The sequence below is a fragment of the Pseudomonas sp. Pseu.R1 genome (assembly GCF_045764065.1).
Classification (GTDB): Bacteria; Pseudomonadota; Gammaproteobacteria; order Pseudomonadales; family Pseudomonadaceae; genus Aquipseudomonas.
The window spans coordinates 2,337,935-2,364,432 of the sequence record NZ_JBJGEE020000001.1; the positions used below are offsets into that span (position 1 = coordinate 2,337,935).

The window sequence follows — 26,498 nt, forward strand, 5'->3', positions numbered from 1 at the left end:
AGCAAGCCGGCTCCCACATGAACGGCGTCCGCAGCGAATCAGCGCATATGCGTCACCGCAACGAGGGCAGCCCACGCCAGTGAGCTGCCCTTTTTTTCGCTGCCATGGCAGCTAAGTGGCTGAATCATCAACGGCTTTTCCTAATATCAATTTCAGCGATGATCGCTACCAATGCGATTGACTTCTTAATGATCCAGAGCCGAGTAAAGTTAACTCCATACCGAGTTACCCACTCACTAAATCGATCTGGAGCAACTACCATGAAAACTAACAAACTGATCTTCGGCCTGGCTTTCTCGATTCTGGCTAGCAGCGCTTTTGCACTTCCAGCCATAGAAGCCAACAAACAAATCAATGCCCCTGTTGTTGCTGAAAACGGTTCTTCCCACACTAACATCGGTCGTGTCGCTGCTGACGGTGCCGATCACGTAGGTGCCAACCGCGTTGCTGCTGACGGCGCTGACCACGTGGGTGCCAACCGCGTTGCTGCTGACGGCGCTGACCACGTAGGTGCTAATCGTGTTGCTGCTGACGGCGCTGACCACGTAGGTGCTAACCGCGTTGCTGCTGACGGTGCTGACCACGTAGGTGCTAACCGCGTTGCTGCTGACGGTGCCGACCATGTTGGTGCTAACCGCGTTGCTGCTGACGGTGCTGACCATGTTGGTGCAAATCGTCTGGCTGCTGATGGTGCTGACCATGTGGGTGCGAACCGTATCAGCTAACGTGTCATCGGTTCCTTCCCTGGCCCGGCTTTCGCCGGGCTTGATTTTTTCTGGCGAAACAAAACGTTACACCCCGCGTATCTACTGACTTCCCTCTCAAATCGGCTCACTCGATCCCAATTTTTTCGCTATCGAAGCATCGATACCGTGAATCTTGCGCGATCACGCAACACTAGTCGAAAAAAAACAAAGCTCACGAAGCAACAATTTTGTCAAGCGGCGAATCTGTCGATTTTGACAGAAATTGCCCCATTTCAGATCAAAACCCTCTGGAATGCTTTAAAACCGGGCGTTTCAGCCAACTATCATTTTTGGCGATGGTCGTTAGCAATCTTGTTAACTTCTACTTAATCCGTGCGCGCGTAACATTAGCTCCATACCCAAGTTGAAAAAATTATTGAACTTTGCTGGAGCAAACATCATGAAAACTTCAAATCTTGTTTTTGGTCTTGGTCTTTCGATTCTGGCGTCGAGCGCATTCGCTCTGCCTGTTTCCGATAGTCACTCTGTTATTAACAGCACTGTTGTTGCTGAAGGTGGTTCTTCTCACACCAATGCTTCGCACACCGGTTCTTATCGTCAGGCTTCCGATGGTTCGGATCACGTAGGCGCCAACCGTCTGGCTGCTGACGGTGCCGACCACGTCGGTGCAAACCGCCAGGCCGCTGATGGCGCTGATCACGTCGGTGCCAACCGCTTGGCTGCTGACGGTGCTGACCACGTCGGCGCAAACCGCCAGGCCGCTGATGGCGCTGATCACGTCGGTGCCAACCGCTTGGCCGCTGATGGTGCCGACCACGTCGGTGCAAACCGCCAGGCCGCTGATGGCGCTGATCACGTCGGTGCCAACCGTTTGGCTGCTGACGGTGCTGACCACGTTGGTGCAAACCGCGTCAGCTGATACACCGTTTCATTGTTCCACCTCCCGAAACTCCCTTTGTAGCCCGACTGATGTCGGGCTTTTTTTTGCCTGTCGAATAGCTGGCATCCCGCGACGATGCCGAGCACTATGGTCGCCTTCATTTTCCGCAGGCTGCCGCCATTGCCCACCCTGCCGTTTACGCCCGCTATCAGGAACTGAACCATGTCAGACGATATTCATTTCTACGAACCCTCCAAGGGGCACGGTCTGCCTCACGATCCGTTCAACGCTATCGTCGGTCCTCGTCCCATCGGCTGGATTTCGTCTCACGACGCACAAGGCACGCTCAATCTGGCGCCGTACAGCTTCTTCAACGCCTTCAACTACGTACCACCGATCATTGGTTTCTGCAGCATTGGTCGCAAAGACAGCCTGAACAACATCGAGCAAACCGGCGAGTTCGTCTGGAACCTGGCCACGCGCCCGCTGGCCGAGCAGATGAACCTCAGTTGCGCGCCAGTCGGATCAGAGGTGAATGAATTCGAACTGGCCGGTCTCACTGCCGAACCGTCGCGCATCGTGTCGGTGCCACGAGTGAAGGAAACGCCCGTGGCATTCGAGTGCAAGGTGACGCAGATCATCCAACTACAACGCGCCGACAAAGAAGTCGTGCCGAGCTGGTTGATACTGGGAGAGGTGGTGGCAATTCACATCGCCAAGCGGCTGCTCAAGGACGGCATTTACGACACGGCTGCCGGTGAGCCGATCTTGCGCGGGGGTGGACCGGCCGATTACTTCCAGTTGGGCCCTGAGTCGCTATTCAAGATGTACCGGCCAAAGGCCTGATCAATCCTGGGCGAACATCAACTCGCCTTCGGAGGTGACATCGATCAGACGCTCCAATTCCTCGACGGCTGCCAGATCGGCGGCCATCGCGGTTTTGAAGGTTTGATCGGCCAGTACACGATGAAACGCCGGAGCACCGCCAGCGCCCAAGCCCTTGATCGCGATCGCAGCGCTATAGCCACCGTCGCCGGGAATGGCGGCGGAGACGGCTTCGTAATGTTGGAATTCTTTGCGTGCCATGGGTGGAGCTCCTGCCCTGAAGAAATAAGGCGAGGATTTTAAACGTTCGTCCCCCGATCTGCTCACTCCTCGGTGACGAGACCGCTGGCGTAGCAGGCTGGCTTTACAGCCCCCCCCCTTGTAGCAGTCCGGCTTGCCGGATTGCTAGGGGCGCGGCCAGGCCTCGTTAGCCCGCCATCCGCCTATCTGGGTACTCATAAGCGCTTTTTGCCTGAGCCGCCGTCACACTGGCAAAGGTCTGAAAATCCAGACTCCTGACCAGGCGCTCATTCATCAACTCGGCAAACACTTTCAAATCCGGGGAAGCGAACCAGTCGTTCATCGCGGACTGATCCGCCCACCACCCATTGATGACCCACACGTCATCCTGGGTCATGGACTTTTGCAGGGCGAAGTGCAGGCAGCCTGCGGTTTTGGAGGACGGGCCAATTAACGCGCTCAAACGCGCGCCCAATTGCGCGCTGTTTCCGGCACTGGCGCGCACGCAGACGATGTGGCTCACGACGGAAGTGCTGTGCATGGTGTGCTCCTGCGTTGACGCCGCAACGGAGAATTGGCTTTGCGGCTGGAAGTGAAGATTAGGGGCCGAGGAGCCACTCCCGATAGCCAAATACTGCCCGGTTATTGCCTGATTCTGCGCGGACAATAGTCAAGGGCTTGTACGAACGTGCGGTTTTCGAGGCGCTCACAACGGGACTTTCAAGCAATCGACCCCGTTGAACAGGGCACTTCGTCGTAACAGACGTGAAGCCGGGGCAGAATCAGGCAATCATCCGACAGGATCCGCCTAACGCTCGCGATTGCACAAAAATAAGCTGTGCTGCATCAATGCTCCACCAGAGGACTTTCCCATGCTGCCGACCGCCATCGCGCCTGCCTTGCCAGACGCCCCTCCCGCGCCGGAACTGAGCGCGCAAATGGAGCAACAGCGTATCGAACTGGCTGACCTGATTCGCCGCCATGCGCCGACCGACGGCAGCTTTCAGACCGTGATCAAATCACTGTTCATGGTCCGCCATGATCACCCACAGCAATCGGTGCCCGGTTTGGTGCAACCGGCGCTGTGCATCATGGCCCAAGGGCGCAAGGACGTGACCCTGGGCGGGGAATTGTTTACCTACGACCCGCTGAATTATCTGGTGCTCTCCGTTGCCCTGCCCATCAGCGGCAAGGTTATTTATGCCACCCCCGAAGAGCCGCATCTGGCGATGCGCATGGACATTGACCCGGCAGACATCAATGCCTTGATTGCCGAAGCAGGTCCGATGAGTGTGCCGACCCGACCCAGCGGTCGCGGGATGTACGTCGAACGCATCGACTCACAACTGCTCGATGCGGTCATCCGCCTGATTCGCTTGCTGGACAGTCCGAAAGACATTCCCATGCTGGCGCCGTTGATCACCCGTGAAATCCTTTACCGCCTCTTGCGTGGGAGCGAAGGCTATCGGCTGTACGAAATAGCGATCTCCAATTGCCAGACCCATCGTGTCACCCAAGCAATCAAGTGGCTGAACGACAACTTCCAGCAACCGCTGCGCATCGAAGAGCTGGCGCGTGAAGTGAACCTGAGCGTTTCGACGCTGCACCATCGTTTCAAGGCCGTCACGGCCATGAGTCCGTTGCAGTATCAGAAGCAGCTGCGTTTACAGGAGGCCCGCCGCCTGATGTTGGCGGACGGGCTTGAGGCGTCGGCGGCTGGCTACCGGGTGGGCTATGAAAGCCCGTCCCAGTTCAGCCGCGAGTACAGCCGTCTGTTCGGCGCGCCCCCGTTGCGGGATCTGGCGCGCCTGCGCAAGACGCTGTGATCAGACCGCACGCACCACGTGCTTGATCTCCTGAAACGCTTGCATGCCCCAAGGCCCCAACTCGCGGCCCAGACTGCTCTGCTTGAAGCCGCCCCATGAGGTCTGCGGGAAAATCACCTGCGGCGAGTTTATCCATACCATGCCTGCCTGCAGGGCATTGGCGACGCGATCCGCCGTCGCGCCGTCGCCGCTGACCACACTGGCCACCAATCCAAACTGGCTGTCGTTGGCCAGCGCGATGGCTTCGGCCTCCGAGTTGAAGCCCCGGACACACAGCACCGGCCCGAAGATTTCTTCACACCACAAGGCACTGTCCAGCGGCACCTGGCTGAACACCGCTGGCTCCAGGAAGTAACCCCGAGTCTGACCAGCCGGGCGCTTACCACCACACAGCAGTCGCGCGCCTGCGTTCTTTCCGGCTTCGATGTGGTTGATCACGCGCTGGTATTGCGCCTGATTGACCAAGGGCCCCATCTCCGTGCCTTTTTCCAGCGGGCCGGCCACCTTGATCGACTGCGCCTTGGCGACGAGGCGCTGCAAGAAAGGCTCCAGCAGTTCCTGCGCGACCAGCACGCGACTGGTCGCCGAGCACATCTGCCCCGCGTTGAAATAGCCGCCGCCACTGGCCAACTCCACAGCCAGCTCCAGATCGGCATCGGCCATGACCAAGAGCGACGATTTGCCACCCAACTCCAGGCTCACGCCTTTCACGGTTTCCGCCGCGCGCTGCATCACTTGCACACCCACGGCGTTACTGCCGGTGAACGAGACTTTGGCGATGTCAGGGTGTTCGGACATCGGCGCGCCGACCGCCAGACCGGTGCCACACACCACATTGAACACACCGTTGGGCAGGCCGCTCTCGGCAATGATCCGGGCCAATTCCAACTCGGCCAGTGGCGTGACTTCAGACGGTTTGAGCACCACGCAGCAACCCGCGGCCAATGCTGGAGCCAGTTTCCACGCGGTGGTCACCATCGGAAAATTCCACGGCACGATCAGCCCGACGATGCCACACGGCTCGCGGCGCAAGCGCGCGGTGAAGTCCTCGCTCGGCAGTTCCACTGCACGGTTTTGTTGGCCATCAGCCGCTTCCGCCAAATCGGCGTAATAGTTGAACGTCGCGATCACATCATCAACATCGATGGCCGCCTCGAAACCGGGCTTGCCGTTGTTGGTCGACTGCAACGTCATCAAATGTTCGCGCTTGGCGGCGACGCCTGAAGCGATCTTGCGCAGGATCATCGCCCGCGCGGCACCCGTGGTTTTCGACCAGGCGCCAAACGCCAAGCGTGCTGCTTGCACGGCGTCGTCCACCGCCCCCGCATCACCGCCCGTCACGATGGCCAGACGCTCCTCCGTCGAGGGATTGATCACGGTCAGTTGCTCACCGCCCGCGCGCCACAGTCCGTCGATGTACAGCCCCTGCAAAACCGGATTTACCACTGCTGCCTCACTCATGCTTTCAACCCGTTCATCCAGCCGCGCTGGTCGATTTCGATCACGCTCGGCCCTTGCCGATCGCTCGCCGCACTCAATGCGGCTTTCAATTGCTCGACGCCGCTGACCGCCTCGGCTGCGCAGCCCAATGCCTTGGCGACGCCGATGAAATCAGGGGTGTATATGTCCACACCCACCGGCTCGATGGCGCGGTTGACCATGTATTTCTTGATCTCTTCGTAACCCTGGTTATTCCACAGCAGGACGATGATGGGCGTGCGCGCCTCAACGGCACTGGCCAGTTCCGAGAGGGTGAATTGCAGACCGCCATCGCCGATCAGGCAGGCCACCGGATTGCGTTCGCCTGAATCCTGACTGCCCAGCCAGGCGCCCACGGCGGCAGGCAGGGCGTAGCCGAGGGTGCCGTAGCCCGTGGACGAGTTGAACCAGCGACGCGGCTTGTCCAGGTCCAGCGTCAGGTTGCCGGTGTAGACCGGCTGGGTGGAGTCGCCGACGATCACCACATCCGGCAGCACGTCGAGCACGGTTTGCAGGAACAGGGTCTGGCCGCGCGTAGCTTCGTCCCAAATCGCGTCCAGCGTCGATTTCAATTGCGCGGCGCGTGCCCGGCCCCAGTCCCCGCTGCGCTCACTCAATGTTTCATCCGCCAGCGCCGTGACCAACGCCTCGGCGGCGGTCTGCGCATCAGACACCAGCGCAACCGTCGGCGGGAAATTGCGCACGGTCTGATCGGGGTCGATGTCGATGCGCAGCAGCGTACCGGGGATCTTGAAATGGCCTTGGAACGTGATGTCGTAATCGGTCTCGGCCAATTCGGTGCCGATGGCCAGCACCACGTCGGCGCCCTCGATGATTTCGCGAGTCGGATCAAGGGCTTGGGCGGAGCCGATCAACAGTGGGTGATTCGACGGCAGCATGCCTTTGGCGTTGATGGTCAGCGCGACCGGCGCCTCAAGGGCTTCGGCCAGTTGTGTCAGCGCAGGCGCGGCATCGATGGCACCGCCACCGGCAAGGATCAGCGGGCGCTTGGCCTGCGCGAGCAAACCGGCCATTTGTTTGATGGCGGCAGGCGCCGGGCCTGCGCGGGTGATCGACACCGGCTGGCTGCCGAGCAGGTGGTCGGCGTTTTCGACCATCACGTCCAGCGGGATTTCGATGTGCACCGGCCGTGGGCGACCGGCCAGAAAAACAGCAAAGGCGCGCGCCAGAACGGCGGGCAATTCGTCAGCCGACATCAGGGTGTGAGAAAACGCCGCCACGCCCGCGATCATCGCGCCTTGAGCGGGGAGCTCGTGCAGTTTGCCGCGACCGCCACCCAATTGGCCGCGAGATTGAACACTGGAAATCACCAGCATCGGAATCGAGTCCGCGTAAGCCTGGCCCATCGCTGTTGTAATGTTGGTCATACCAGGGCCGGTGATGATGAAGCAAACACCCGGTTTGCCACGGGTGCGCGCGTAGCCATCGGCCATAAACCCTGCACCCTGCTCATGGCGCGGCGTGATGTGATTGATCGACGACCGAGCCAATCCGCGATACAACTCCACGGTATGTACGCCCGGAATACCGAACACTTGTTCGACCCCATACCCTTCGAGGAGCTTGACCAATACTTCGCCGCACGTCGCCATGTGTCTGGACCCTTGTTCGTTCTTGAAATCGTCTTCGAAACTGCGTGTCTGGGAAACTACGCATCTGCGCGCCATTGGAACCGCGGGGCCGTATCAGTGACAACGCAAAAAATGTCATGCTTAGCCATGTTCTCAGCTCATGGCTTCAGTCACGCATGAAACGCCTGCCCCCACTCCCCGCCCTGCACACCTTTCTGGTGGTTGCCCGCTGCTGCAATTTCACACGGGCGGCGGAGTTGCTGCACATCACGCAAGGGGCGGTGAGCCGACAGATCGCGGGGCTTGAAAGTCATCTGGGCTATCAATTGTTTCATCGTCAGGCCAGAGGCTTGACCCTGACCGCGCAGGGGCGTGAGTTTTTTCCGCGTATCGAGCAGGTCTTCGGGCTGATCGAAGACGCCGTCGATCAAGTCAGCACTCATACACAGGCCCTGCAACTCAAGGCACCGACCTGCATCACCCGCTGGCTGCTGCCCCGCTTGATGCAGTGGCAAAAAGAGCGGCCCGATGTGCCGGTCGAACTGACCACGACCATTGCCCATGGCGTCGACTTCCGCCGCGAGCGCTTCGATGCGGCCGTGGTGTACGGCGGATATCCCGACGATTCGATGCATGTTCATCGCCTGCTGGACGAAGAACTCACTCCGGTGTGCGCGCCCTCTCTACTCGAAGGCCCGCAGCCACTCCAACAGATTGACGATCTGGAGGGGCACATGCTGCTGCACCCCACACTGGACGAACAGGACTGGGCGCAATGGCTCAAGGCCGCAGGTGCGCGGCTGAACAACGTCAGCAAAGGGCAGCACTTCGACACCATGGATCTGGCCATGACCGTGGCGTCACAGGGCTCGGGCGTTGCGATAGGCGACTGGGCGCTGATCGGCGAGGACCTGAGCGCCGGGCGGCTGGTCACGCCGTTCGAGCTGAGACTCAAGACCGGCGCCGCATACTATTTCGTTTACCCGAACCGCACTGAAGCGACGCCGCTGATGCAAGAGTTGCTCAACTGGCTGTTGGCGCAAGCGCGTGCGCGTTAAAGTTCCATCGTCATAACGTCGGCACCTGTCCCGTTCCGATAAAAACATTCAATGCCCAGCGTTACGCCATCATAGCCCCGACGGGCCTACACTGACCTTGTCCGACAAAAAAGTCATTTTTGTACGCGGATCGAGGTACACGTCATGAGAACCACAATAAAAAGACAAATGGTGTATGTGGTCGCTGTCGCTGCGGTGCTCAGCATCTATGCAGCCGGTGCTTACCGGATTGAGCAAATGCGGCAAATCCCGCGAGGAGCGGTGGTGTGCACGTTCGGTCACTGCGTACCGACGGACGCCAGCTTCAGTGCATTACGCTGATCGCGTCGCCAGGTTTCACCCGAAGGCCGCTATCGATTAGCTAGCTAACGGACTAGACTGGTCACACTTTTCCCGCCGTGTTGCGGCGGGTCAACCTGCCAGTTCGAGTCCCTGTTCGTGACCAGCCTCAATCAAACCCGCCCGGACATCCGCAGCATCCTCTTCGCGCTGATGATGGCCGTTTTCCTCAGCGCGCTCGACCAGACCATCGTCGCGGTCTCGATGCCCGCCATCTCCGCCCAATTCAAAGACTTCGACCTGCTCGCCTGGGTCATTTCAGCCTATATGGTGGCCCTGACGGTGGCCGTGCCCATCTACGGCAAACTCGGCGATCTGTATGGCCGTCGACGATTGATGCTGTTCGGGCTGGGCACCTTCACCGTTGCATCACTGTTCTGCGCCATGGCCCAGAGCATGGAACAACTGGTGCTGGCGCGAGTGCTGCAAGGCATCGGCGCGGGCGGCATGGTGTCGGTCAGCCAGGCGATCATCGGCGACATCGTTCCCCCTCGCGAACGGGGTCGCTATCAAGGCTATTTCAGCAGCATGTACGCAGCGGCCAGTGTCGCTGGGCCGGTACTCGGCGGATTCATGACCGAATACCTGTCGTGGCGCTGGGTGTTCATCATCAATCTGCCTCTGGGCCTGGTGGCCTGGTGGGTGGCGCGTCAGACGCTCATCGGGCTGCCGATTCCGCAACGCAAACCGATCATCGATTATCTCGGCACGGTCCTGATGATCATCGGCCTGACGGCCTTGCTGCTCGGCATCACGGAAATTGGCCAAGGTCACAGCTGGCGCGATCCCCGCGTCCAACTTCAATTGAGCGTAGCGCTGCTGGCCCTAGTGATTTTCGTCCTGTACGAGCGTCGCACCCGCGAGCCGCTGCTGCCGATGCACCTGTTCGCCAACCGCAGCGCCGTGCTGTGCTGGTGCACGATCTTCTTCACCAGCTTTCAGGCCATTTCGCTCATCGTGCTGTTGCCGCTGCGCTTTCAGACCGTCACGGGGGGCGGCGCTGACATCGCGGCGCTGCACTTGATGCCACTGGCCATCGGCATGCCCATGGGCGCCTACTTTGGAGGCCGTCGTACCTCGCTGTCCGGGCGTTACAAACCCATCATTCTGACTGGCGCGCTGTTGATGCCCTTCGCCATCCTCGGCATCGCCTTCACGCCGCCCCAGTCCGTGATCCTGACCGGCTTGTTCATGGTGTTTACCGGCATCGCCAGTGGCTTGCAATTCCCTACATCACTGGTCGGCACTCAAAATTCGGTAGAGATGAAAGACATGGGCGTAGCCACCAGTACCACCAACCTGTTTCGCTCACTGGGTGGCGCGGTCGGTGTGGCGAGCATGTCGGCGCTGTTGCTGGCCATGCTCGCGGGCACAGGGCTTGGGCAAATCAGTGGCAGCGTGATCGGCGAAGGCAGCTCCGGCAACCTGCTGATGGACAGCCTGCATGCCGTCAGCGGCCCTGCGCTGGAGCTGTTGCGCGGGCAATTGGCGATGACGTTTCAGCACCTGCTGATCATCAGTGCCGGGGTTTCGTTGCTCGGGTTGGCCGCAGCGCTGGCAATGCCGAACAACCTGCTCAGAGGGCGGGCGGATAAGGATCGGTGAAGGCAGATTTTACGTCCGCCAAACACCCGTAGCAGTCCGGCAAGTCGGACTGCTACGGGGCTGTGTTTAGGCTGTCCCGAATCAACCGCTGTAATACCCCACCGCTACCAGAAAATCCCCCACTTTGCGCATGTACGCATGCTTGTGCTCGACCTTGCCGGTCACCGGATTGCGCCAGCGGTATTCGTATTCGCCTTCGAGCTGTTTCTTGATCATCTCCAGCATCGGCAGCCCCACCGGTTTGCCTTCCGGGTCCTTGACCTTGCTGAAGTCGGTATTCACCAACCGCAGGTTGGTGCCGTGGGCAACGTAGCGTTTGGTGTTTACGTTGACGACGAACACATAAAGGTCATCCTGCAAGAAACCGCCCTTGAGATTGTTGATGGATTCGAGGGTGCCATCCTCATCTTGCTCCAGCGCTTTGGAGGCCTTGTCGAGCAAGGCTCTGGCCTGTTCCGGCGCGGCGCGGGGCAGGTAATAACCCACGGCCAGAATACGGTTGCCCACCCGCTGGAAATACACGCGCTTGCGTTCAACCTTACCGTCGCGCCAGTTCTGCCAGCGATATTCAGCCTGCTGGACACCCGCAATTTCCGGGGTTTGTAGGACCTGTTTGAAGCCTTTTTGCAGATCGGGATCGAGCACCGAGGAGATATCGCGTCCAATCAGCACCACCGACGGCCCGCCGCTGGCCAGCATCACACCGCTGGTATCCGTGACGAACACATAACGGTCTCCATCGACGAACTCGCCCTGTCGGCTAAATTCGGCCAATGCCTTGTCGCCCACCTGACGGTAATGAGCGACGGCCTTTTCCAATAGCGTTCTGGCTGCCGCTGCTTCCTGCTCTTCATCTCCGGTTGCCAGGGCCTGCGTTGCAAACACGCAGGCAACGGCTGTGAAAACGACTGTTCTCCAGCTTTTGAATCGCGAAACGACCGCCATCGCACCTACCCCGTTTTTATTGGTTTGGGAGCAAGCGTAGACGCGCGATGGCAATCAGGCTGTCGTGTTGCTGAACGCGGTGATGGATTTGGGTAAAAGATGAGTAAATCGTCTGTTCAATGACGATGCACCTCTGTATAGGTGCAGGCTAAGCGCCACACGGTTATAGTCGGCTTCATCCTCACGCAGGCTCGGCGTGGGCGTGGGAAATGCCGTTTGACAAGACAGCAGCGCTCAACGATGCGCCGCGGTATCTCGCAAAGCGGGGCTGTAACGAAGCATATCCAGCACGGTATCGACCAGGCGTTCAGCGTCCTCGTGCAAGGGGAAGCTCTCTGGCACCAGTAACCACTGGCCCAAAATGCCGTGTATATAAGCATGCAGGCAAACGGCCGCCCGCTGCGGATTCAGGTCGGCAGGTAATTGCCCCTTACGCGCGGCGTTGCTCAAGGCCAAGGCAATGCGTTCGTTAGCGTCTAGCCAGACGAATTGTCGCTGGCGCCGCATGTCACACATTTCATCGGTGAATTCGAATTTATGAAAAAGAATTTCATTGATGCGGCGGGTTTTTGGGTCCGTGGCAACTTGCTGAAACAAATGAACCAAAAGCTTTCGCGTCCAGCCCAGAGGGTCCACTTCGTCCGCGCTCTCACTCGCGCGGGCCATTTCCTCCAGCGGCTCGTGCAGGCTGTCGAGCATCGCCTGCACCAGATCGGCCTTGTTGCTGAAATGCCAATAGATCGCGCCTCGGGTCACGCCTGCCAGCGTCGCGATGTCCGCCAACGTCGTGCGCGCAACGCCTCGCTCGAAAAACGCCTGCTCGGCCGCTTCCAGAATCTGCCTGCGCGTTTCCTGAGCTTCTTCTTTCGTGCGACGAACCATGGCAGTAAAACCTCAATGAAAATGCTTCAGGCTCTGCGGTCGAGCGGCCTGAAAAGCATAGCGGGCGGCCTTTGTAATGCCTTGTCCCGCGCGAGCAATCGATCCCCGCAATGCGCCGGACTGTCGCAGTTACAGGTGTTTACAAACAACCGTGAACGTAAGTATATTCATTAGCTTGCTACTTATCCAGCCGGAAAAGCATTAACACCCTTTCCACTTTTCATGAGCCCTGCTCCTGACCCGAGGATCTTCATGCAATTCAAGCCAGCTGTTACCGTACTGGTCACTGCCGCCGCCCTGGCATCGCTGCTCAGCGGATGCAGTAAAAAGGAAGAAGCGGCGGCGGCTGCTCCACCGCCCCCTCAGGTCGGCGTCGTGACCATCCAGCCCCAGCCTTACACCCTGATCTCCGATTTGCCGGGTCGCACTACTGCGTATCGCGTGGCCGAAGTGCGTCCCCAGGTCAACGGCATCATCCTCAAACGCCTGTTCACTGAAGGCACCGACGTCAAAGCCGGTCAGCAGCTGTATCAGATCGACCCGGCCGTCTATGAAGCCAACCTGAACAGCGCCAAGGCGACCTACGATGCCACCAGTTCACTGGCCGGTCGCTACAAGCAGTTGATCAACGAGCAAGCCGTGAGCCGTCAGGAATACGACACCGCTGTGGGCAACGCGCGTGAAGCGCAGGCCGCCGTGCAGACCGCCGAAATCAACCTGCGCTACACCAAAGTGTACGCACCGATTTCCGGTCGCATCGGCCGCTCGCAAGTGACGGAAGGTGCGCTGGTCAGCAATGGTCAGGCCGATGCGATGGCCACCATTCAACAACTGGACCCGATCTACGTAGACGTCATTCAGTCGTCGACCGAGATGCTGCGTCTGCGCCGCGAGCTGGAAAGCGGCAAGCTGCAAAAGGCGGGCGACAACGCCGCCAAGGTCAAACTGACGCTGGAAGACAACAGCCAGTACCCGGTTGACGGCAAGCTGGAGTTCTCCGAAGTCTCGGTTGACCAGACCACTGGTTCCGTCACCCTGCGCGCCGTGTTCCCGAACCCGAACCACACCCTGCTGCCAGGCATGTTCGTGCACGCCAAGTTGCAAGCGGGTGTCAACGAGCAAGCGATTCTGGTTCCGCAACAGGGCGTGACTCGTGACCTGAAAGGCACCCCGACTGCACTGGTCGTGAACAAGGACAATAAAGTCGAGCTGCGCACCTTGGTCGCCAACCGCACCAGCGGCACCGACTGGGTCATCGAGAAGGGCCTGAGTGCGGGTGATCGCGTGATTACCGAAGGTCTGCAGTACGTCAAACCAGGCGCAGAAGTGAAGGTGTCCGAGGCAACCAACGTCAAGGCAGCTGCCCCGGCACCGGCGCAAGGGAGTAACTGATTCATGTCGAAGTTTTTCATCGACCGACCGATTTTCGCGTGGGTGATCGCCCTCGTGATCATGCTGGTCGGGGCTCTATCGATCCTCAATTTGCCGATCAACCAGTACCCGGCCATTGCGCCACCGGCCATCGCGATTCAGGTGACCTACCCAGGTGCGTCCGCACAGACCGTGCAGGACACCGTGGTTCAGGTGATCGAGCAGCAGATGAACGGTATCGACAACCTGCGCTACATCTCGTCTGAAAGTAACTCTGATGGCAGCATGACCATCACTGTAACCTTCAACCAGGGTACAAACCCTGACATCGCGCAAGTTCAGGTACAGAACAAGCTCAACCTCGCCACCCCGCTGCTGCCGCAAGAAGTACAGCAACAGGGTCTGCGTGTGACCAAGGCGGTGAAGAACTTCCTGCTGGTCATCGGTCTGGTGTCCGAAGACGGCAGCATGGCCAAGGAAGACTTGTCCAACTACATCGTGTCCAACATCCAGGACCAGATCGCTCGTACGCCTGGCGTGGGTGACTTTCAGGTGTTCGGTTCGCAGTACGCGATGCGCATCTGGCTCGACCCGGACAAGCTGAACAACTTCCAGTTGACCCCGGTTGACGTGAAGTCGGCGATCACCGCGCAAAACGTTCAGGTGTCTTCCGGTCAGATCGGCGGCCTGCCTGCGGTCAAAGGCCAGCAACTCAACGCCACGATCATCGGCAAGACCCGTCTGCAAAGCGCCGAGCAGTTCGGCAACATCCTGCTGAAAGTCAACCAGGACGGCTCGCAAGTGCGCCTGAAAGACGTCGCCACCATCGGCCTGGGCGGCGAGAACTACAGCGTCGACGCGCAGTTCAACGGCAAACCGGCATCGGGTCTGGCAATCAAGCTGGCGACCGGTGCGAACGCGCTGGACACCTCCAAGGCGATTCGCGACACCATGAGCCGTCTGGAGCCGTTCTTCCCGCCAGGGATGAAAGTCGTCTATCCGTATGACACCACCCCGGTGGTGAAAGAGTCGATCAACGGCGTTGTGCACACCCTGGGCGAAGCGATCGTTCTGGTGTTCCTGGTGATGTACCTGTTCCTGCAGAACTTCCGCGCCACCGTCATCACCACGATGACTGTACCGGTGGTATTGCTGGGTACGTTCGGCATCCTCGCGGCTGCTGGCTTCACCATCAACACCCTGACCATGTTCGGTATGGTGCTGGCCATCGGCCTGTTGGTGGACGACGCCATCGTCGTGGTGGAAAACGTCGAGCGGGTCATGGCCGAGGAGCACTTGTCGCCTCGGGAAGCGACACGCAAATCGATGGAGCAGATCCAGGGCGCACTGGTGGGTATCGCCATGGTGCTGTCGGCGGTACTGCTGCCTATGGCCTTCTTCGGCGGATCGACCGGTGTGATTTATCGACAGTTCTCGATCACCGTGGTCTCGGCCATGGCACTTTCGGTACTGGTTGCGCTGGTCTTCACCCCTGCCCTCTGCGCCACGATGCTCAAACCGATCGACCCTGAAAAGCACGGCCAGCCGCGCAAAGGCTTCTTCGGCTGGTTCAACCGCACCTTTGACCGCAGCGTTCAAAGCTATGAGCGCGGCGTCAGCAACGTGATCCGTCACAAGTTTCCGGCGTTCCTCGCCTACCTGCTGATCTTCGCGGGCATGATCTGGATGTTCACCCGCATCCCGACTGCGTTTCTGCCGGAAGAAGACCAGGGCGTAATCTTCGCTCAGGTTCAGACGCCTCCTGGCTCTACCGCCGAGCGAACCCAGCAGACGCTGGACAAGATGCGTGAATACCTGTTGACCGATCCGGGCGTGAACTCGGTGTTTACCGTCAACGGCTTCAACTTCGCCGGTCGGGGCCAGAGCTCGGGCTTGGGCTTCGTCATGCTCAAGTCGTGGGAACAGCGCGACTCGTCCAACAGCGTGTTCGAAGTCGCCAAGCGTGCACAGGCGCACTTCTTCGGGTTCCGTGACGCCATGTCGTTCGCCGTGGTTCCGCCAGCGGTACTGGAACTGGGTAACGCCACCGGTTTCGACCTGTATCTGCAGGATCAGGGCGGTGTTGGCCATGAGAAGCTGATGCAGGCGCGTAACCAACTGCTGGGTCTGGCGTCGCAAAGCAAGATCCTGGCAGGAGTGCGTCCGAACGGACTGACAGACGAACCGCAGTACCAGTTGCTGATCGATGACGAGAAAGCCCGCGCCCTCGGCGTAACCCAGTCGGATATCAACACCACCCTATCGGTCGCGATGGGCGGTAACTACGTCAATGACTTCATCGACCGCGGTCGTGTGAAGAAGGTGTACATCATGGGTACTCCCAAGTCCCGGATGAGCCCTGAAGACCTGAAGAAGTGGTACGTGCGCAACACCGCAGGCACCATGGTTCCGTTCGATGCCTTCGCCAGTGGTGAGTGGGTCTACGGCTCGCCAAAACTGTCGCGTTACAACGGTGTTCCGGCTGAGGAAATCCTCGGTACGCCAGCGCCGGGCTACAGTACAGGTCAGGCCATGGCCGAGATCGAGCAACTGGCCAAACAACTGCCGCCTGGCATCGGTTACTCGTGGACGGGCCTGTCGTTCGAAGAACGTCTGTCCGGTTCGCAGGCACCTGCGCTGTACGCCATTTCGGTTCTGGTGGTGTTCCTTTGCCTGGCTGCGCTGTACGAAAGCTGGTCGATTCCGATTGCCGTTCTGCTGGTGGTACCGCTGGGTGTCATCGGTGCACTGATGGCGACCAGTCTGCGCGGCCTGTCCAACGACGTGTTCTTCCAGGTAGGTCTGTTGGTGACGGTGGGCCTGGCAGCGAAGAACGCCATTCTGATCGTCGAGTTCGCCAAGGAACTGCATGAACAGGGCAAATCGCTGCTCGACGCGGCAGTGGAAGCCTGTCGCATGCGTCTGCGTCCGATCGTGATGACGTCCATGGCGTTCATCCTCGGCGTGGTGCCGCTGACCATTTCCAGCGGCGCAGGCTCGGGCAGCCAGCATTCGATCGGTACAGGCGTGATCGGCGGTATGATTACCGCGACCATCCTGGCGATCTTCTGGGTACCGCTGTTCTTCGTATCGGTATCCGGGTTGTTCAAGAGCAAACCGAAACACATCCCACACGATGAGGCTGGCCAATGAGCAAGTCCCTGATCTCTCTGGCAGTGACCGCGATCGTACTTAGCGGCTGCTCGTTGATCCCTGATTACAAACAGCCTGCTGCACCCGTGGCTGCGCAATACCCGCAAGGTCCGGCGTACTCGCCGGACAACGCGGCGAATCAGGCTGCTGCCGAACAAGGCTGGCGTCAGTTCTTCCATGACCCGGCCCTGCAACAACTGATTCAAACGGCCCTGAGTAACAATCGCGACCTGCGTGTCGCGGCCCTGAACATCGATGCCTACCGGGCGCAGTACCGCATCCAGCGTGCAGACCTGTTCCCGGCGGTAGCCGCCGATGCCACCAGCACCCGCCAACGAGTACCGGCTGACTTGTCGTCAAGCGGTCAAGCGGGCATCACCAGTCAGTACTCGGTAGGCCTGGGCGTCAGCTCCTATGAGCTGGATTTGTTCGGTCGCGTCCGTAGCCTCAGCGAGCAAGCACTGGAAACCTACTTCGCCAGCGAAGAGGCCCGTCGCAGCACTCAGATCAGCCTGGTGGCGAACGTCGCCAACGCCTATCTGACCTGGCAGGCGGACAAGGAACTGCTGAAGCTGACGCAGGATACCCTCGGTGCCTTTGAAGAAAGCTTGCGCCTGACCTCGCGCAGCAACGAAGTCGGGGTCGCCTCGGCGCTGGATCTGGCGCAGTCGCGTACCTCGGTTGAAAGTGCTCGCGTCAAGCTGGCCCAGTACCAGCGTCTGGTCGCTCAGGACGAGAACAACCTCGTCCTGCTGCTGGGCACCGGTCTGCCAGCCAACCTGCCAGCCGCACAACCGTTGAGCGCTGACATGCTCAACGAAATGCCAGCAGGTCTGCCGTCCGAACTGTTGCAGCGTCGTCCGGACATCCTTCAGGCCGAACACAGCCTGAAAGCGGCCAACGCCAACATCGGCGCGGCTCGCGCTGCGTTCTTCCCAAGCATCAGCCTGACGGCCAGTGCCGGGACGGCAAGCAGTGATCTGAGCGGCCTGTTCAAAGGCGGATCGGGCACCTGGCTGTTCACGCCGAAAATCAACCTGCCGATCTTCAACGCAGGCAGTCTGCGCGCCAGTCTGGACTACTCGAAGATCCAGAAAGACATTAGCGTCGCCAACTACGAGAAGGCGATTCAGACGGGCTTCCAAGAAGTCTCCGACGGTCTGGCGGCACGCAAAACCTTCACCGAGCAGCTCAAGGCGCAAAACGACTTCGTCAACGCCAACCAGGATTACTACCGCCTGGCAGAGCGTCGCTATCGCATCGGCGTCGACAGCAACCTGACCTTCCTCGACGCCCAGCGTCAGTTGTTCAGCGCGCAACAGTCGTTGATCACCGATCGTCTGTCGCAACTGAGCAGCGAAGTGAACCTGTATCGCGCCCTGGGTGGCGGCTGGTACGAACAGACCCCGACCGGTGAGAAAAAGCCGACCTCGGGCGACGTGCCAGAAATGCGCATGTTCTGACTCAGACCCGCAGACAACCTGCTGAGCGGTGCAAGGCCGCTCATCGGGGTGGCGGACCTGAAGCGGCGCACATAATCCGATGCCGGATCCCTGGCATCGGATTTTTTATGTCCGCTGACCGTCCCATGATTGATAGTTGAAAGCCCGCCACAAATATCCCGCTCATACTCCGCCCGGTTGTTGAACTGGAGTATCGAACAATGCCTGGCCAGATATATCCGTGCACCCGCCGGATATCCCTCTCCACTCAGTCACTGCCCACCGCCCCCAACCAACGCGCCGGGGACAGTTCATTCCTCCTTCATCCACGACTGAAAACCGTGGTGGACAATCATTTGTTGGATGACGTGAGAGATTCTATGGTCCCGGATATCTGGACCGCGCTTTTAAAGCGATTGGCGACGCTGAAATCCGGGGCAGATCCATTGTTGAGTGCACTGATATTTAGGGTTTCGCCCCCTCGGGCGACGCGCGTTACCACTCCACATTCTCCCGACTGTCTTCGTCATCCGGCGCACTCAGAGCAGTGTTCATGAACGCCTGCACCATGAAGCTCATGCTGAAGGCCTTGCTGAACGCCGCTCTGGCAACGGCGTAAGCGGGCTCACCCTCGTTCCCTTCTTCTTTGAGACGGGCCATGACCTGCTGCAATGCGGTCAGTTGCGGACCGCTGGTGCGAAAAGGCCGCTCGCTGTCAGCACCGACTAACTGCTTCAAAAACGCATAAGCATCGAACTCAGCCCCACCCTGGATCAAGCGTCGAGCCGGATCGGCCGCCAGTGTTGACGAGGCCCCTATGAAAAAGGCGAATCCCCGGCACACGAGATTCGCCTTCAGACAGCAAGCACGGGGTTGATCAGCTCAGCAGAAACTCCGTCACGCGCAGGGTGAACACTTCGCCCAACTCAACATTGGAAAGATGCGCCGCATAGAAATCCGACAACTGCGCCCCCTCGATGTGATTCTGCAAATAGTGCCCATCGGCAACCGTCGTCACCGCGTCATGACTGCCACAGATGATCAGCGTCGGCGCGCTGATCGAACTCACTTGTTTACGGAAATCCGCATCACGCACCGCCGCACAGCAAGCGGCATAACCCAGAGACGATGTAGCCGCCAGCGAGTCAGTCACCGGCTTGACCTTATCGGCATGATCGCGAGCGAAATCAGGCGTGAACCAGCGCGCTACGGCACCTGCGCCCAATTCCTTCATCGCCTGCTCACCACCCTGCTCCACCATCTCGATGCGCGGGTTCCACATTTCAGGCCCACCAATCTTCGCGGCGGTGTTGCACAGGATCAATTTGTGCAGACGGTCGTTGGCGTGAATAGCCAGCCATTGGCCAATCAGTCCGCCCATCGACAGCCCACAGAAATGCGCCTGCTTGATCTTCAGCACGTCGAGCAGCGCCAGCACGTCGCGCCCCAACTGCTCGATGGTGTACGGCCCTTGGGTGACGAGGGACTTGCCATGGCCCCGAGTGTCGTAACGCACGACCCGGAACGACTTGCTGAGCGCGGCGATTTGCGCGTCCCACATGTGCAGATCGGTCCCGAGAGAATTGGACAAAACCAGTACCGGCGCCCCCGCAGGGCCCTCGACCTGATAATGCAGTTCGCCGTCTTCAAGTTGTACGAATGCCATAGCAGCTCCCTTGTGTTGAGCACTTTGCGAGAAAGTCATTGAAGAGTATGGATGACGCGCGCCCGATCGCAGGCGCGCGCAATTGAATCAGTGATCTTCGTGCAGGTATTCCGGCTTCTTCGGCAGGCGCAGGCTGAAGACGAATGCAATCGCCATCATGGCGGTCACGTACCAGTAGAACGTGTTTTCCGAACCCATGTTCTTGAAGCTCAGCGCCACGAATTCTGCCGAACCACCAAAGATGGCGTTGGCCACCGCATACGCCAGACCCACGCCCAGCGCACGAACGTGGACCGGGAACATCTCGGCTTTTACCAGACCGCTGATCGAAGTGTAAAAACTGACGATGGCCAGTGCCAACGTGATCAGGATGAACGCCAGCACCGGGCTGGTGGTGGTTTTCAGGGTCATCAGAATCGGGAAGGTGCACACGGTCCCCAGACCCGCGAACCATAACATCGACGCCCGACGACCGATCTTGTCCGCCAGCGCACCGAACACCGGTTGCATACACATATAAAGGAACAGCGCGCCGGTCATGATGTAACTGGCGGTCTTGGCATCCATGTGCACAGTGTTCACTAGGTATTTCTGCATGTACGTGGTGAAGGTGTAGAAAATCAGCGAGCCACCGGCGGTGTAACCCAACACAGTGATGAAGGCGCCGGAGTGGTTGCGGAACAGCGCAGCCATGCTGCCCGCGTCCTTGTCCTGACGCACTTCGGCGGTGGTGGTTTCTTTCAGCGAGCGGCGCAGCAGCAGCGAAATGACGGCCGCAATCGCTCCGACCACGAACGGAATCCGCCAGCCGTAGGCTTTCAGCTCATCGGCATTGAGAAATTGTTGCAGGATGACCACGGTCAGTACGGCCAGCAACTGACCGCCAATCAGCGTCACGTACTGGAACGAGGCGAAGAAACCACGCTGCCCCCGCAACGCGACTTCACTCATGTACGTGGCCGTGGTCCCGTATTCGCCCCCAACCGACAGGCCTTGAAACAGGCGCGCGACGAGCAACAGGAACGGCGCCCAAGCGCCGATGGCGGCGTAGGTTGGCAGACAGGCGATGACCAGCGAGCCACCGCACATCATCAAGACCGAAATCATCATAGAATTCTTGCGGCCGTGTTTGTCGGCGACGCGGCCAAACAGCCAGCCACCGATGGGACGCATCAGGAAGCCCGCAGCAAAGACGCCTGCGGTGTTGAGCAATTGCACGGTTGGGTCATCGGAGGGGAAGAAGGCCGGTGCGAAGTAGATCGCGCAGAAGGCGTAGACATAGAAGTCGAACCATTCCACGAGGTTGCCGGATGAGGCACCTACAATCGCAAAAATCCGTTTGCTCCTTTCTTCTCCGGTGTAGTGAGTCGTTGTCATTATTTTTCCCCAGTTTTTATAAAGACCTGCCGTGAAGGCCCAGTCTACGACATAACCTGAAACACTTAGACTTAAGCAGTAACACTTCGACATCACAAGGACAACCGCCCGAGCCTGGAAGTTGCCTGTTCGTGGAGGCAGTCCATGGCTCGGGTGATTGAAACTCAATGATTTCAGGCGTGTGTCGCTTATCGTTCTATTGCCAGGGCCAGGCCCTGTCCTACGCCGACGCACATGGTCGCCAATCCTTTGCTGCCGCCGGTTTTCTCCAATTGGTGCAACGCTGTCAGCACCAGACGCGCCCCGCTCATCCCCAACGGATGGCCGAGGGAAATGGCGCCGCCATTGGGGTTGACCTTGGGCGAATCGTCCGCGATGCCCAGTTCACGCATGACCGCCAAGCCCTGACTGGCGAACGCCTCGTTGAGTTCGATGACATCGAAATCCGACACCGCCAACCCCAGACGCTCGACCAGTTTGCGCACCGCCGGGACAGGGCCAATGCCCATCACACGAGGTTCGACGCCCGCGCTGGCCATGCCCAACACGCGCGCACGGGGGGCCAGGCCATGTTTCTTGACCGCTTCAGCCGAGGCCAGAATCAGCGCCACCGCGCCATCATTCAGGCCCGCCGCGTTGCCTGCGGTGACCGTTTTACCGGGACCGTTGACGGGTTTGAGCTTGCTCAGGGCTTCGAGGCTGGTGTCGGCCCGTGGGTGCTCGTCTTTGTCGACGAGGGTTTCGCCCTTCTTGTGCGCGATACGCACTGGCACGATTTCTTCTGCAAAAAAGCCGCTGGCCTGAGCCGCCGCCGTGCGCTGCTGACTGCGCAGCGCGAATGCGTCCTGGTCTTCGCGGGACACCTTGAAGTCTTCGGCGACGTTGTCACCGGTTTGCGGCATGGTCTCTACGCCGTACTGATCTTTCATCAACGGGTTGACGAAGCGCCAGCCCAAGGTCGTGTCTTCCAGCTTCTGGCCGCGACCGAAGGCAGTATCGGCCTTGCCCATCACGAACGGCGCGCGGGACATCGACTCGACGCCCCCAGCAATCGCCAGGTCCATTTCGCCACAGGCAATGGCGCGGAATGCCGTACCGACCGCATCCAGCCCCGAAGCGCACAGGCGGTTCAGGGTCACACCCGGTACGGTTTCCGGCAGGCCCGCCAGCAACAGCGCCATACGCGCCACGTTGCGATTGTCTTCACCGGCCTGGTTGGCGCAGCCGAGGAAAACTTCGTCGACTTCCTTCCAGTTCACCGACGGATTGCGCTCCATCAGCGCCTTGATCGGCAATGCAGCCAGATCGTCAGCACGAACCGTGGCCAGTGCGCCACCGAAGCGGCCAATCGGGGTGCGAATCGCGTCGCAGATAAAGACCTCACGCATCATGCTTCTCCCGGTGCCTGACCGTGAGCGGCAGCGGTACGCGCTTCCAGATCACGCAGGGCAGACAATTCGTATTCGCTCGGCTCTTCAGACACCACAACGTTGTCCGCGAAACGAAGCTCCCAGCCTGTGGCCGCGATGACTTGTTCGCGGGTGACGCCCGGATGCAGCGTAGTTACGACGAATTCGTTGGTGCCCGCTTCCGGCTCCATGATGCACAAGTCGGTGATGATGCCGACCGGGCCGGCTCCCGGCAGGCCGAGGCGCTTGCGGGAATCGCCGCCCTCGCCATGCCCCACGGAGGTCACGAAATCCAGCTTGTTGACGAACGCGCGGGAAGACTGCTTCAGGATGATCAGCACTTCCTTGGCTGACCCGGCAATTTCCGGCGCGCCACCGGCACCCGGCAGGCGCACTTTCGGATTGTGATAGTCGCCCACCACGGTGGTGTTGATGTTGCCAAAGCGGTCGACCTGCGCCGCACCGAGGAAACCGACATCCACCCGGCCGCCTTGCAGCCAGTAACGGAAGATTTCACTGGTGGAGACCACAGTGTCGGCGGTTTCAGCCAGCTCGCCATCGCCAATGGATAGCGGCAGCACGTTGGGTTTGGCACCAATCGGGCCGGACTCGTAGATCAACACGACATCAGGCGACGAGGTCAGACGTGCGAGGTTAGCGGCCTTGGAAGGCAAACCGATGCCGACAAAGCAGACCGAACCGTTCTTCAGGCGGCGAGCCGCAGCCACGGTCATCATTTCACTGGTGGTGTACGTCATTATTTTGCCTCCGAAGCGCGGGCCAGCTTGCTCTGGAACTCACTGAAATCACGGGTGCCGTGGATGTATTCCTCGATCCACGCAGTAAATGCCTCACGGTCGCGACCGATCGGGTCCCACGCCTGATAGAAACGGTTGTCACGCTCGTAGTAGCCATGAGCGTAGGAAGGGTGCGCACCACCGGGCACGACGCACACGGCACTCAGCGCCCAAGTCGGCAGCACACAGGCGTTCATCGGCGCGTTCAGGTCGTCGACGATTTCTTCGACGGTGACAATGCAGCGCTTGGCAGACAGTGCGGCTTCTTTCTGCACGCCAAGAATGCCCCACAGCAGCACGTTGCCTTTGCGGTCGGCTTTCTGGGCGTGAATCACGGTCACATCCGGGCGCACGGACGGCACGGCAGCCAACACTTCGCCGGTGAACGGGCAGGTCACGGACTTGATCAGCGGGTTGACCTTGGGCAAGTCGGACCCGGCGTAAGCGCGCAAGACAGCGAACGGCAGACCCGATGCACCCGCTACATAGGCGTTGGCCAGATCAGCATGGCTGTGCTCTTCGATTTCCATCCGTTGCGGCCATTGCTTTTCAACGGCGTCACGCAAACGATGCAGCGAACCTACACCCGGGTTACCGCCCCACGAAAAAATCAGCTTCTTCGCACAGCCGGCGCCAATCAGTTGGTCGTAGATCAAGTCAGGGGTCATGCGAACCAGCGTCAGGTCTTTCTTCTTCTGACGAATGATTTCATGCCCGGCTGCGGTAGGAATCAGATGGGTGAAGCCTTCCAGCGCAACGGTGTCGCCATCGTTGACGAATTGCTTCACGGCATCGTGCAGGGAAAGAATTTCAGCCATGGGGCGCTCCAGGTTCGAATCTCTATCGGTGAGCGGCGCGTTGTCGATCAGCGCCGGGATGAGATTCAGGTTATGCCTGAGCGTGGGGCGTAACAATCCGATAATCGATTATCTGTTCGATAATCGAACAGAGAGTGCATCAGCAGAAATCACGTGAACAACTGAGTGCTCAGGTCTCGACTGGCGTCGAGCATGATCGGCAGAAATTTCTGCTCAAGCTCATTGCGCGTCACCCGGCCCGCGCTGGTGCTGACATTAAGCGCGGCAAGCACCTGGCCGGATGCGTCGTAAACCGGAACTGCAATGGAACGCAGACCCTGTTCCAGCTCCTGATCAACAATGCACCACCCCTGCTGGCGAACCTGTTGCAGACATTCGAGCAAGGCGTCGGGTGTGCGCAGGGTGCGGCTGGTTTTGGGCTGCAGATCGACGTGATCGAGATACTCCTGCAACGACACATCATCCAGCGCCGCCAGCAGAATTCGCCCCATCGACGTGCAATAGGCCGGTAGACGACCGCCGACGGCCAGATCCACCGAAATCAGCCGCTGCGTCGTCGCCGAACGGGCTATATAAAGGATGTCATCGCCTTCGAGGGTGGCCATATTGCAGGCTTCATGCAACTGATTGCTCATGCGATCCAGATAAGGCTGAGACGACACTGCCAACGGGGTCGACGACAGATACGCATGGCCCAGAGTGAGCACTTTGGGCAATAGCGAATACGTGCGACCGTCGGTGGTGGCATAACCGAGCTTGATCAATGTATGCAGACAACGCCGAACTGCAGCGCGCGGGATTTCGGTGCGATGGCTGATCTGGGCGATGGTCAGGTGCCGTTTACGCTCCTGAAAGGCATGAATCACTGCCAGCCCACGCGCCAGAGAGGTCATGAAATCCGGATCACCCGTAAAGGCCTGAATCCGCTTGGCAGGAGACGCCACAATGGGCGGGGCCAGCGAAGAAAAGGAATTACGCAGTTGATCGTTCATCTTCACACCGTTCGTCGCGGCCTTGCAGGCCTTCTGTAGCGCCACTCTCGCTTCTTTTGCAGAGAACGGCAAGAGCGATCCGTGCGATTATCGAACCACTGGCCGATAATCGCAATTGACCCGCCGCTCAGTTGCTTATACCTTTCACACGCCACCATGTGGCTTCTTGGAAATACTGGTCAGGTACCCACTGAGAAGTCCCAGGCAACGGCCTTGCTCACTGCAAGGCCGTTTTTGTCTCCACGCCTCCTCGCCTCGCAATAAATTGTAAGCAATCCAATACACTCACGCTTATCGCCCCATGAAGAGCGCCATGGAATTACGTCGCCAGTTTTTTGTCTCTGCATGCCGAGTTTTGAATATTAAAGTTTTGTCATGATTTCTCCTTCATGAACTTCGGAAGCGTCGTACAAGAAAACAGTATCTGTTCGCAGTTATTGAATTGAAGTGCGCTGCACAGTTGACTACCGCGATCTTCTTGGAGATAGTGCCCACTCATTGACGAGCTGTAACGCCAAGGCGCGTGTGCCATCCGAAACCCTGAAGGTAATGGATCCAATCAACGCGCCGCATGCACTACCCGAGTGCCATGCCCGGCGATAGACAGGCCAGAAGCCTGGTCAATCTGCCAGCCTCCTGGCAAACCGAACACATGAATTGGGGCTACGACAGTTTTGTCGTTCTGGTGTGCGTAGCCGCATGTGACAAGAAGTGTTTAATACATTCGTTGAAGACTCATCGCACACGTTTGCCATCCGTCGCCAGCGCTCGACACTTCTGCCACCTGCGTTATCACCAGAATCACACTCGACACGATCAGGTAATAATGTGACCAAAGATGAACTGCGCGCAGAACTAGAGCGCCAGGAACAACGTTACAAGGAAGTCTACGGCGGTGAAGTGACCACCTACGCCGCCCAGCCGGAGCCCGAACGCAAGCCATGGCGCAAACGTGCCAGCCTGCTCGATCAGGCGTTCAAGCAAGAACTTCAGAAGATGGAAGAAGAGCTCAAGGAAGAACGTTGATCCTTGATCGGCTCAGGCTCGATGTACCGACATAGGCAAGGTGACCCGCAAGGCTTTCCCACAGAAAGT

General features: G+C 59.2%; 25 protein-coding genes. 12 read left to right on the forward strand and 13 right to left on the reverse strand.

Annotated features, from left to right (window positions below; genetic code table 11):
• Positions 1 to 260: 260 nt before the first annotated feature.
• From ACI5GA_RS10750 to ACI5GA_RS10765, 4 genes are all read left to right on the forward strand, one after another.
• Positions 261 to 725: a hypothetical protein gene (locus ACI5GA_RS10750; protein ID WP_421422758.1), complete on the forward strand. Its 465-nt coding sequence runs from the start codon at positions 261 to 263 to the stop codon at positions 723 to 725.
• Entirely contained in the window at positions 661 to 813 is a 153-nt protein-coding gene (locus ACI5GA_RS10755) for a hypothetical protein (RefSeq protein WP_404636270.1), read from the forward strand. Before ACI5GA_RS10750 ends, ACI5GA_RS10755 begins: the two co-directional genes overlap by 65 nt.
• Positions 814 to 1,146: 333 nt before the next feature.
• Positions 1,147 to 1,626: a hypothetical protein gene (locus ACI5GA_RS10760; protein ID WP_421425468.1), complete on the forward strand. Its 480-nt coding sequence runs from the start codon at positions 1,147 to 1,149 to the stop codon at positions 1,624 to 1,626.
• A gap of 183 nt (positions 1,627 to 1,809) precedes the next feature.
• Entirely contained in the window at positions 1,810 to 2,433 is a 624-nt protein-coding gene (locus ACI5GA_RS10765; RefSeq protein WP_404635947.1) for a flavin reductase family protein, read from the forward strand.
• Here ACI5GA_RS10765 and ACI5GA_RS10770 read toward each other — a convergent pair whose 3' ends face one another.
• Together ACI5GA_RS10770 and ACI5GA_RS10775 are read right to left on the reverse strand one after the other, a co-directional pair.
• Positions 2,434 to 2,673 carry a hypothetical protein gene (locus ACI5GA_RS10770; RefSeq protein ID WP_421422759.1) on the reverse strand — a complete coding sequence of 80 codons (240 nt, stop codon included), beginning with the start codon at positions 2,671 to 2,673 and terminating at the stop codon, positions 2,434 to 2,436.
• Between the two features lie 166 nt (positions 2,674 to 2,839).
• On the reverse strand, positions 2,840 to 3,193 hold the full coding sequence (locus ACI5GA_RS10775) for an antibiotic biosynthesis monooxygenase family protein (protein ID WP_404635943.1): 354 nt from the start codon (positions 3,191 to 3,193) through the stop codon (positions 2,840 to 2,842).
• 331 nt (positions 3,194 to 3,524) lie between these two features.
• On the opposite strand from ACI5GA_RS10775, the gene ACI5GA_RS10780 reads away from it, so the two are divergent.
• Positions 3,525 to 4,478 carry an AraC family transcriptional regulator gene (locus tag ACI5GA_RS10780; protein ID WP_404635941.1) on the forward strand — a complete coding sequence of 318 codons (954 nt, stop codon included), beginning with the start codon at positions 3,525 to 3,527 and terminating at the stop codon, positions 4,476 to 4,478.
• Here the strand turns inward: ACI5GA_RS10780 and ACI5GA_RS10785 are convergent, their stop codons facing one another.
• Both ACI5GA_RS10785 and ACI5GA_RS10790 read right to left on the reverse strand, forming a co-directional pair.
• Positions 4,479 to 5,939, reverse strand: coding sequence for an aldehyde dehydrogenase family protein (locus tag ACI5GA_RS10785; RefSeq protein ID WP_421422760.1), 1,461 nt, complete (start codon positions 5,937 to 5,939; stop codon positions 4,479 to 4,481). It abuts the gene before it with no gap.
• A complete protein-coding gene (locus ACI5GA_RS10790) occupies positions 5,936 to 7,570 on the reverse strand; it encodes a 5-guanidino-2-oxopentanoate decarboxylase (protein WP_421422761.1) in 1,635 nt (544 codons plus the stop codon). The genes ACI5GA_RS10785 and ACI5GA_RS10790 overlap by 4 nt, the downstream gene beginning before the upstream one ends.
• 155 nt (positions 7,571 to 7,725) lie before the next feature.
• Here ACI5GA_RS10790 and ACI5GA_RS10795 point away from each other — a divergent pair, with 155 nt between their 5' ends.
• The 3 genes from ACI5GA_RS10795 (at position 7,726) to ACI5GA_RS10805 (ending at position 10,551) form a co-directional block, all read left to right on the forward strand.
• Positions 7,726 to 8,607: a LysR substrate-binding domain-containing protein gene (locus tag ACI5GA_RS10795; protein WP_421422762.1), complete on the forward strand. Its 882-nt coding sequence runs from the start codon at positions 7,726 to 7,728 to the stop codon at positions 8,605 to 8,607.
• A gap of 144 nt (positions 8,608 to 8,751) precedes the next feature.
• Positions 8,752 to 8,928, forward strand: a complete 177-nt coding sequence (locus ACI5GA_RS10800) for a hypothetical protein (RefSeq protein ID WP_404635933.1) — start codon at positions 8,752 to 8,754, stop codon at positions 8,926 to 8,928.
• A gap of 117 nt (positions 8,929 to 9,045) precedes the next feature.
• Positions 9,046 to 10,551: an MDR family MFS transporter gene (locus ACI5GA_RS10805; protein WP_421422763.1), complete on the forward strand. Its 1,506-nt coding sequence runs from the start codon at positions 9,046 to 9,048 to the stop codon at positions 10,549 to 10,551.
• An 81-nt stretch (positions 10,552 to 10,632) separates the two neighbouring features.
• On the opposite strand, the gene ACI5GA_RS10810 is transcribed toward ACI5GA_RS10805, so the two are convergent.
• Both ACI5GA_RS10810 and ACI5GA_RS10815 read right to left on the reverse strand, forming a co-directional pair.
• A complete protein-coding gene (locus ACI5GA_RS10810) occupies positions 10,633 to 11,496 on the reverse strand; it encodes a cache domain-containing protein (protein WP_421422764.1) in 864 nt (287 codons plus the stop codon).
• Between the two features lie 234 nt (positions 11,497 to 11,730).
• Positions 11,731 to 12,378, reverse strand: a complete 648-nt coding sequence (locus ACI5GA_RS10815; RefSeq protein ID WP_404635927.1) for a TetR family transcriptional regulator — start codon at positions 12,376 to 12,378, stop codon at positions 11,731 to 11,733.
• 252 nt (positions 12,379 to 12,630) lie between these two features.
• Between ACI5GA_RS10815 and ACI5GA_RS10820 the strand changes: the two genes are divergently transcribed.
• Genes ACI5GA_RS10820 through ACI5GA_RS10830 form a run of 3 tightly spaced genes read left to right on the forward strand, consistent with a single transcriptional unit; the run spans position 12,631 to position 18,365 of the window.
• Positions 12,631 to 13,770, forward strand: coding sequence for an efflux RND transporter periplasmic adaptor subunit (locus tag ACI5GA_RS10820; protein WP_404635925.1), 1,140 nt, complete (start codon positions 12,631 to 12,633; stop codon positions 13,768 to 13,770).
• A gap of 3 nt (positions 13,771 to 13,773) precedes the next feature.
• Positions 13,774 to 16,902, forward strand: coding sequence for an efflux RND transporter permease subunit (locus ACI5GA_RS10825; RefSeq protein ID WP_421422765.1), 3,129 nt, complete (start codon positions 13,774 to 13,776; stop codon positions 16,900 to 16,902).
• Positions 16,899 to 18,365, forward strand: coding sequence for an AdeC/AdeK/OprM family multidrug efflux complex outer membrane factor (locus ACI5GA_RS10830; protein ID WP_404635921.1), 1,467 nt, complete (start codon positions 16,899 to 16,901; stop codon positions 18,363 to 18,365). The genes ACI5GA_RS10825 and ACI5GA_RS10830 overlap by 4 nt, the downstream gene beginning before the upstream one ends.
• Before the next feature lie 474 nt (positions 18,366 to 18,839).
• Here ACI5GA_RS10830 and ACI5GA_RS10835 read toward each other — a convergent pair whose 3' ends face one another.
• From ACI5GA_RS10835 to pcaR, 7 genes are all read right to left on the reverse strand, one after another.
• Entirely contained in the window at positions 18,840 to 19,187 is a 348-nt protein-coding gene (locus ACI5GA_RS10835) for a hypothetical protein (RefSeq protein ID WP_421422766.1), read from the reverse strand.
• Between the two features lie 34 nt (positions 19,188 to 19,221).
• The gene (gene pcaD / locus ACI5GA_RS10840) at positions 19,222 to 20,010 is read right to left on the reverse strand and encodes a 3-oxoadipate enol-lactonase (RefSeq protein WP_404635915.1); all 789 of its coding nucleotides are present in this window, start codon (positions 20,008 to 20,010) and stop codon (positions 19,222 to 19,224) included.
• A gap of 87 nt (positions 20,011 to 20,097) precedes the next feature.
• On the reverse strand, positions 20,098 to 21,387 hold the full coding sequence (locus ACI5GA_RS10845) for an MFS family transporter (RefSeq protein WP_421422767.1): 1,290 nt from the start codon (positions 21,385 to 21,387) through the stop codon (positions 20,098 to 20,100).
• Between the two features lie 188 nt (positions 21,388 to 21,575).
• Complete coding sequence (gene pcaF / locus ACI5GA_RS10850) at positions 21,576 to 22,778, reverse strand: 3-oxoadipyl-CoA thiolase (RefSeq protein WP_421422768.1); 1,203 nt, start codon at positions 22,776 to 22,778, stop codon at positions 21,576 to 21,578.
• A complete protein-coding gene (locus tag ACI5GA_RS10855; RefSeq protein ID WP_421422769.1) occupies positions 22,775 to 23,554 on the reverse strand; it encodes a CoA-transferase subunit beta in 780 nt (259 codons plus the stop codon). The genes pcaF and ACI5GA_RS10855 overlap by 4 nt, the downstream gene beginning before the upstream one ends.
• The gene (locus tag ACI5GA_RS10860) at positions 23,554 to 24,411 is read right to left on the reverse strand and encodes a CoA transferase subunit A (RefSeq protein WP_421422770.1); all 858 of its coding nucleotides are present in this window, start codon (positions 24,409 to 24,411) and stop codon (positions 23,554 to 23,556) included. Before ACI5GA_RS10860 ends, ACI5GA_RS10855 begins: the two co-directional genes overlap by 1 nt.
• 149 nt (positions 24,412 to 24,560) lie before the next feature.
• Entirely contained in the window at positions 24,561 to 25,403 is an 843-nt protein-coding gene (pcaR, locus tag ACI5GA_RS10865) for a pca regulon transcriptional regulator PcaR (protein ID WP_404635905.1), read from the reverse strand.
• An 828-nt stretch (positions 25,404 to 26,231) separates the two neighbouring features.
• Between pcaR and ACI5GA_RS10870 the strand changes: the two genes are divergently transcribed.
• Positions 26,232 to 26,429, forward strand: a complete 198-nt coding sequence (locus tag ACI5GA_RS10870; protein WP_404635903.1) for a hypothetical protein — start codon at positions 26,232 to 26,234, stop codon at positions 26,427 to 26,429.
• Positions 26,430 to 26,498: the final 69 nt, after the last annotated feature.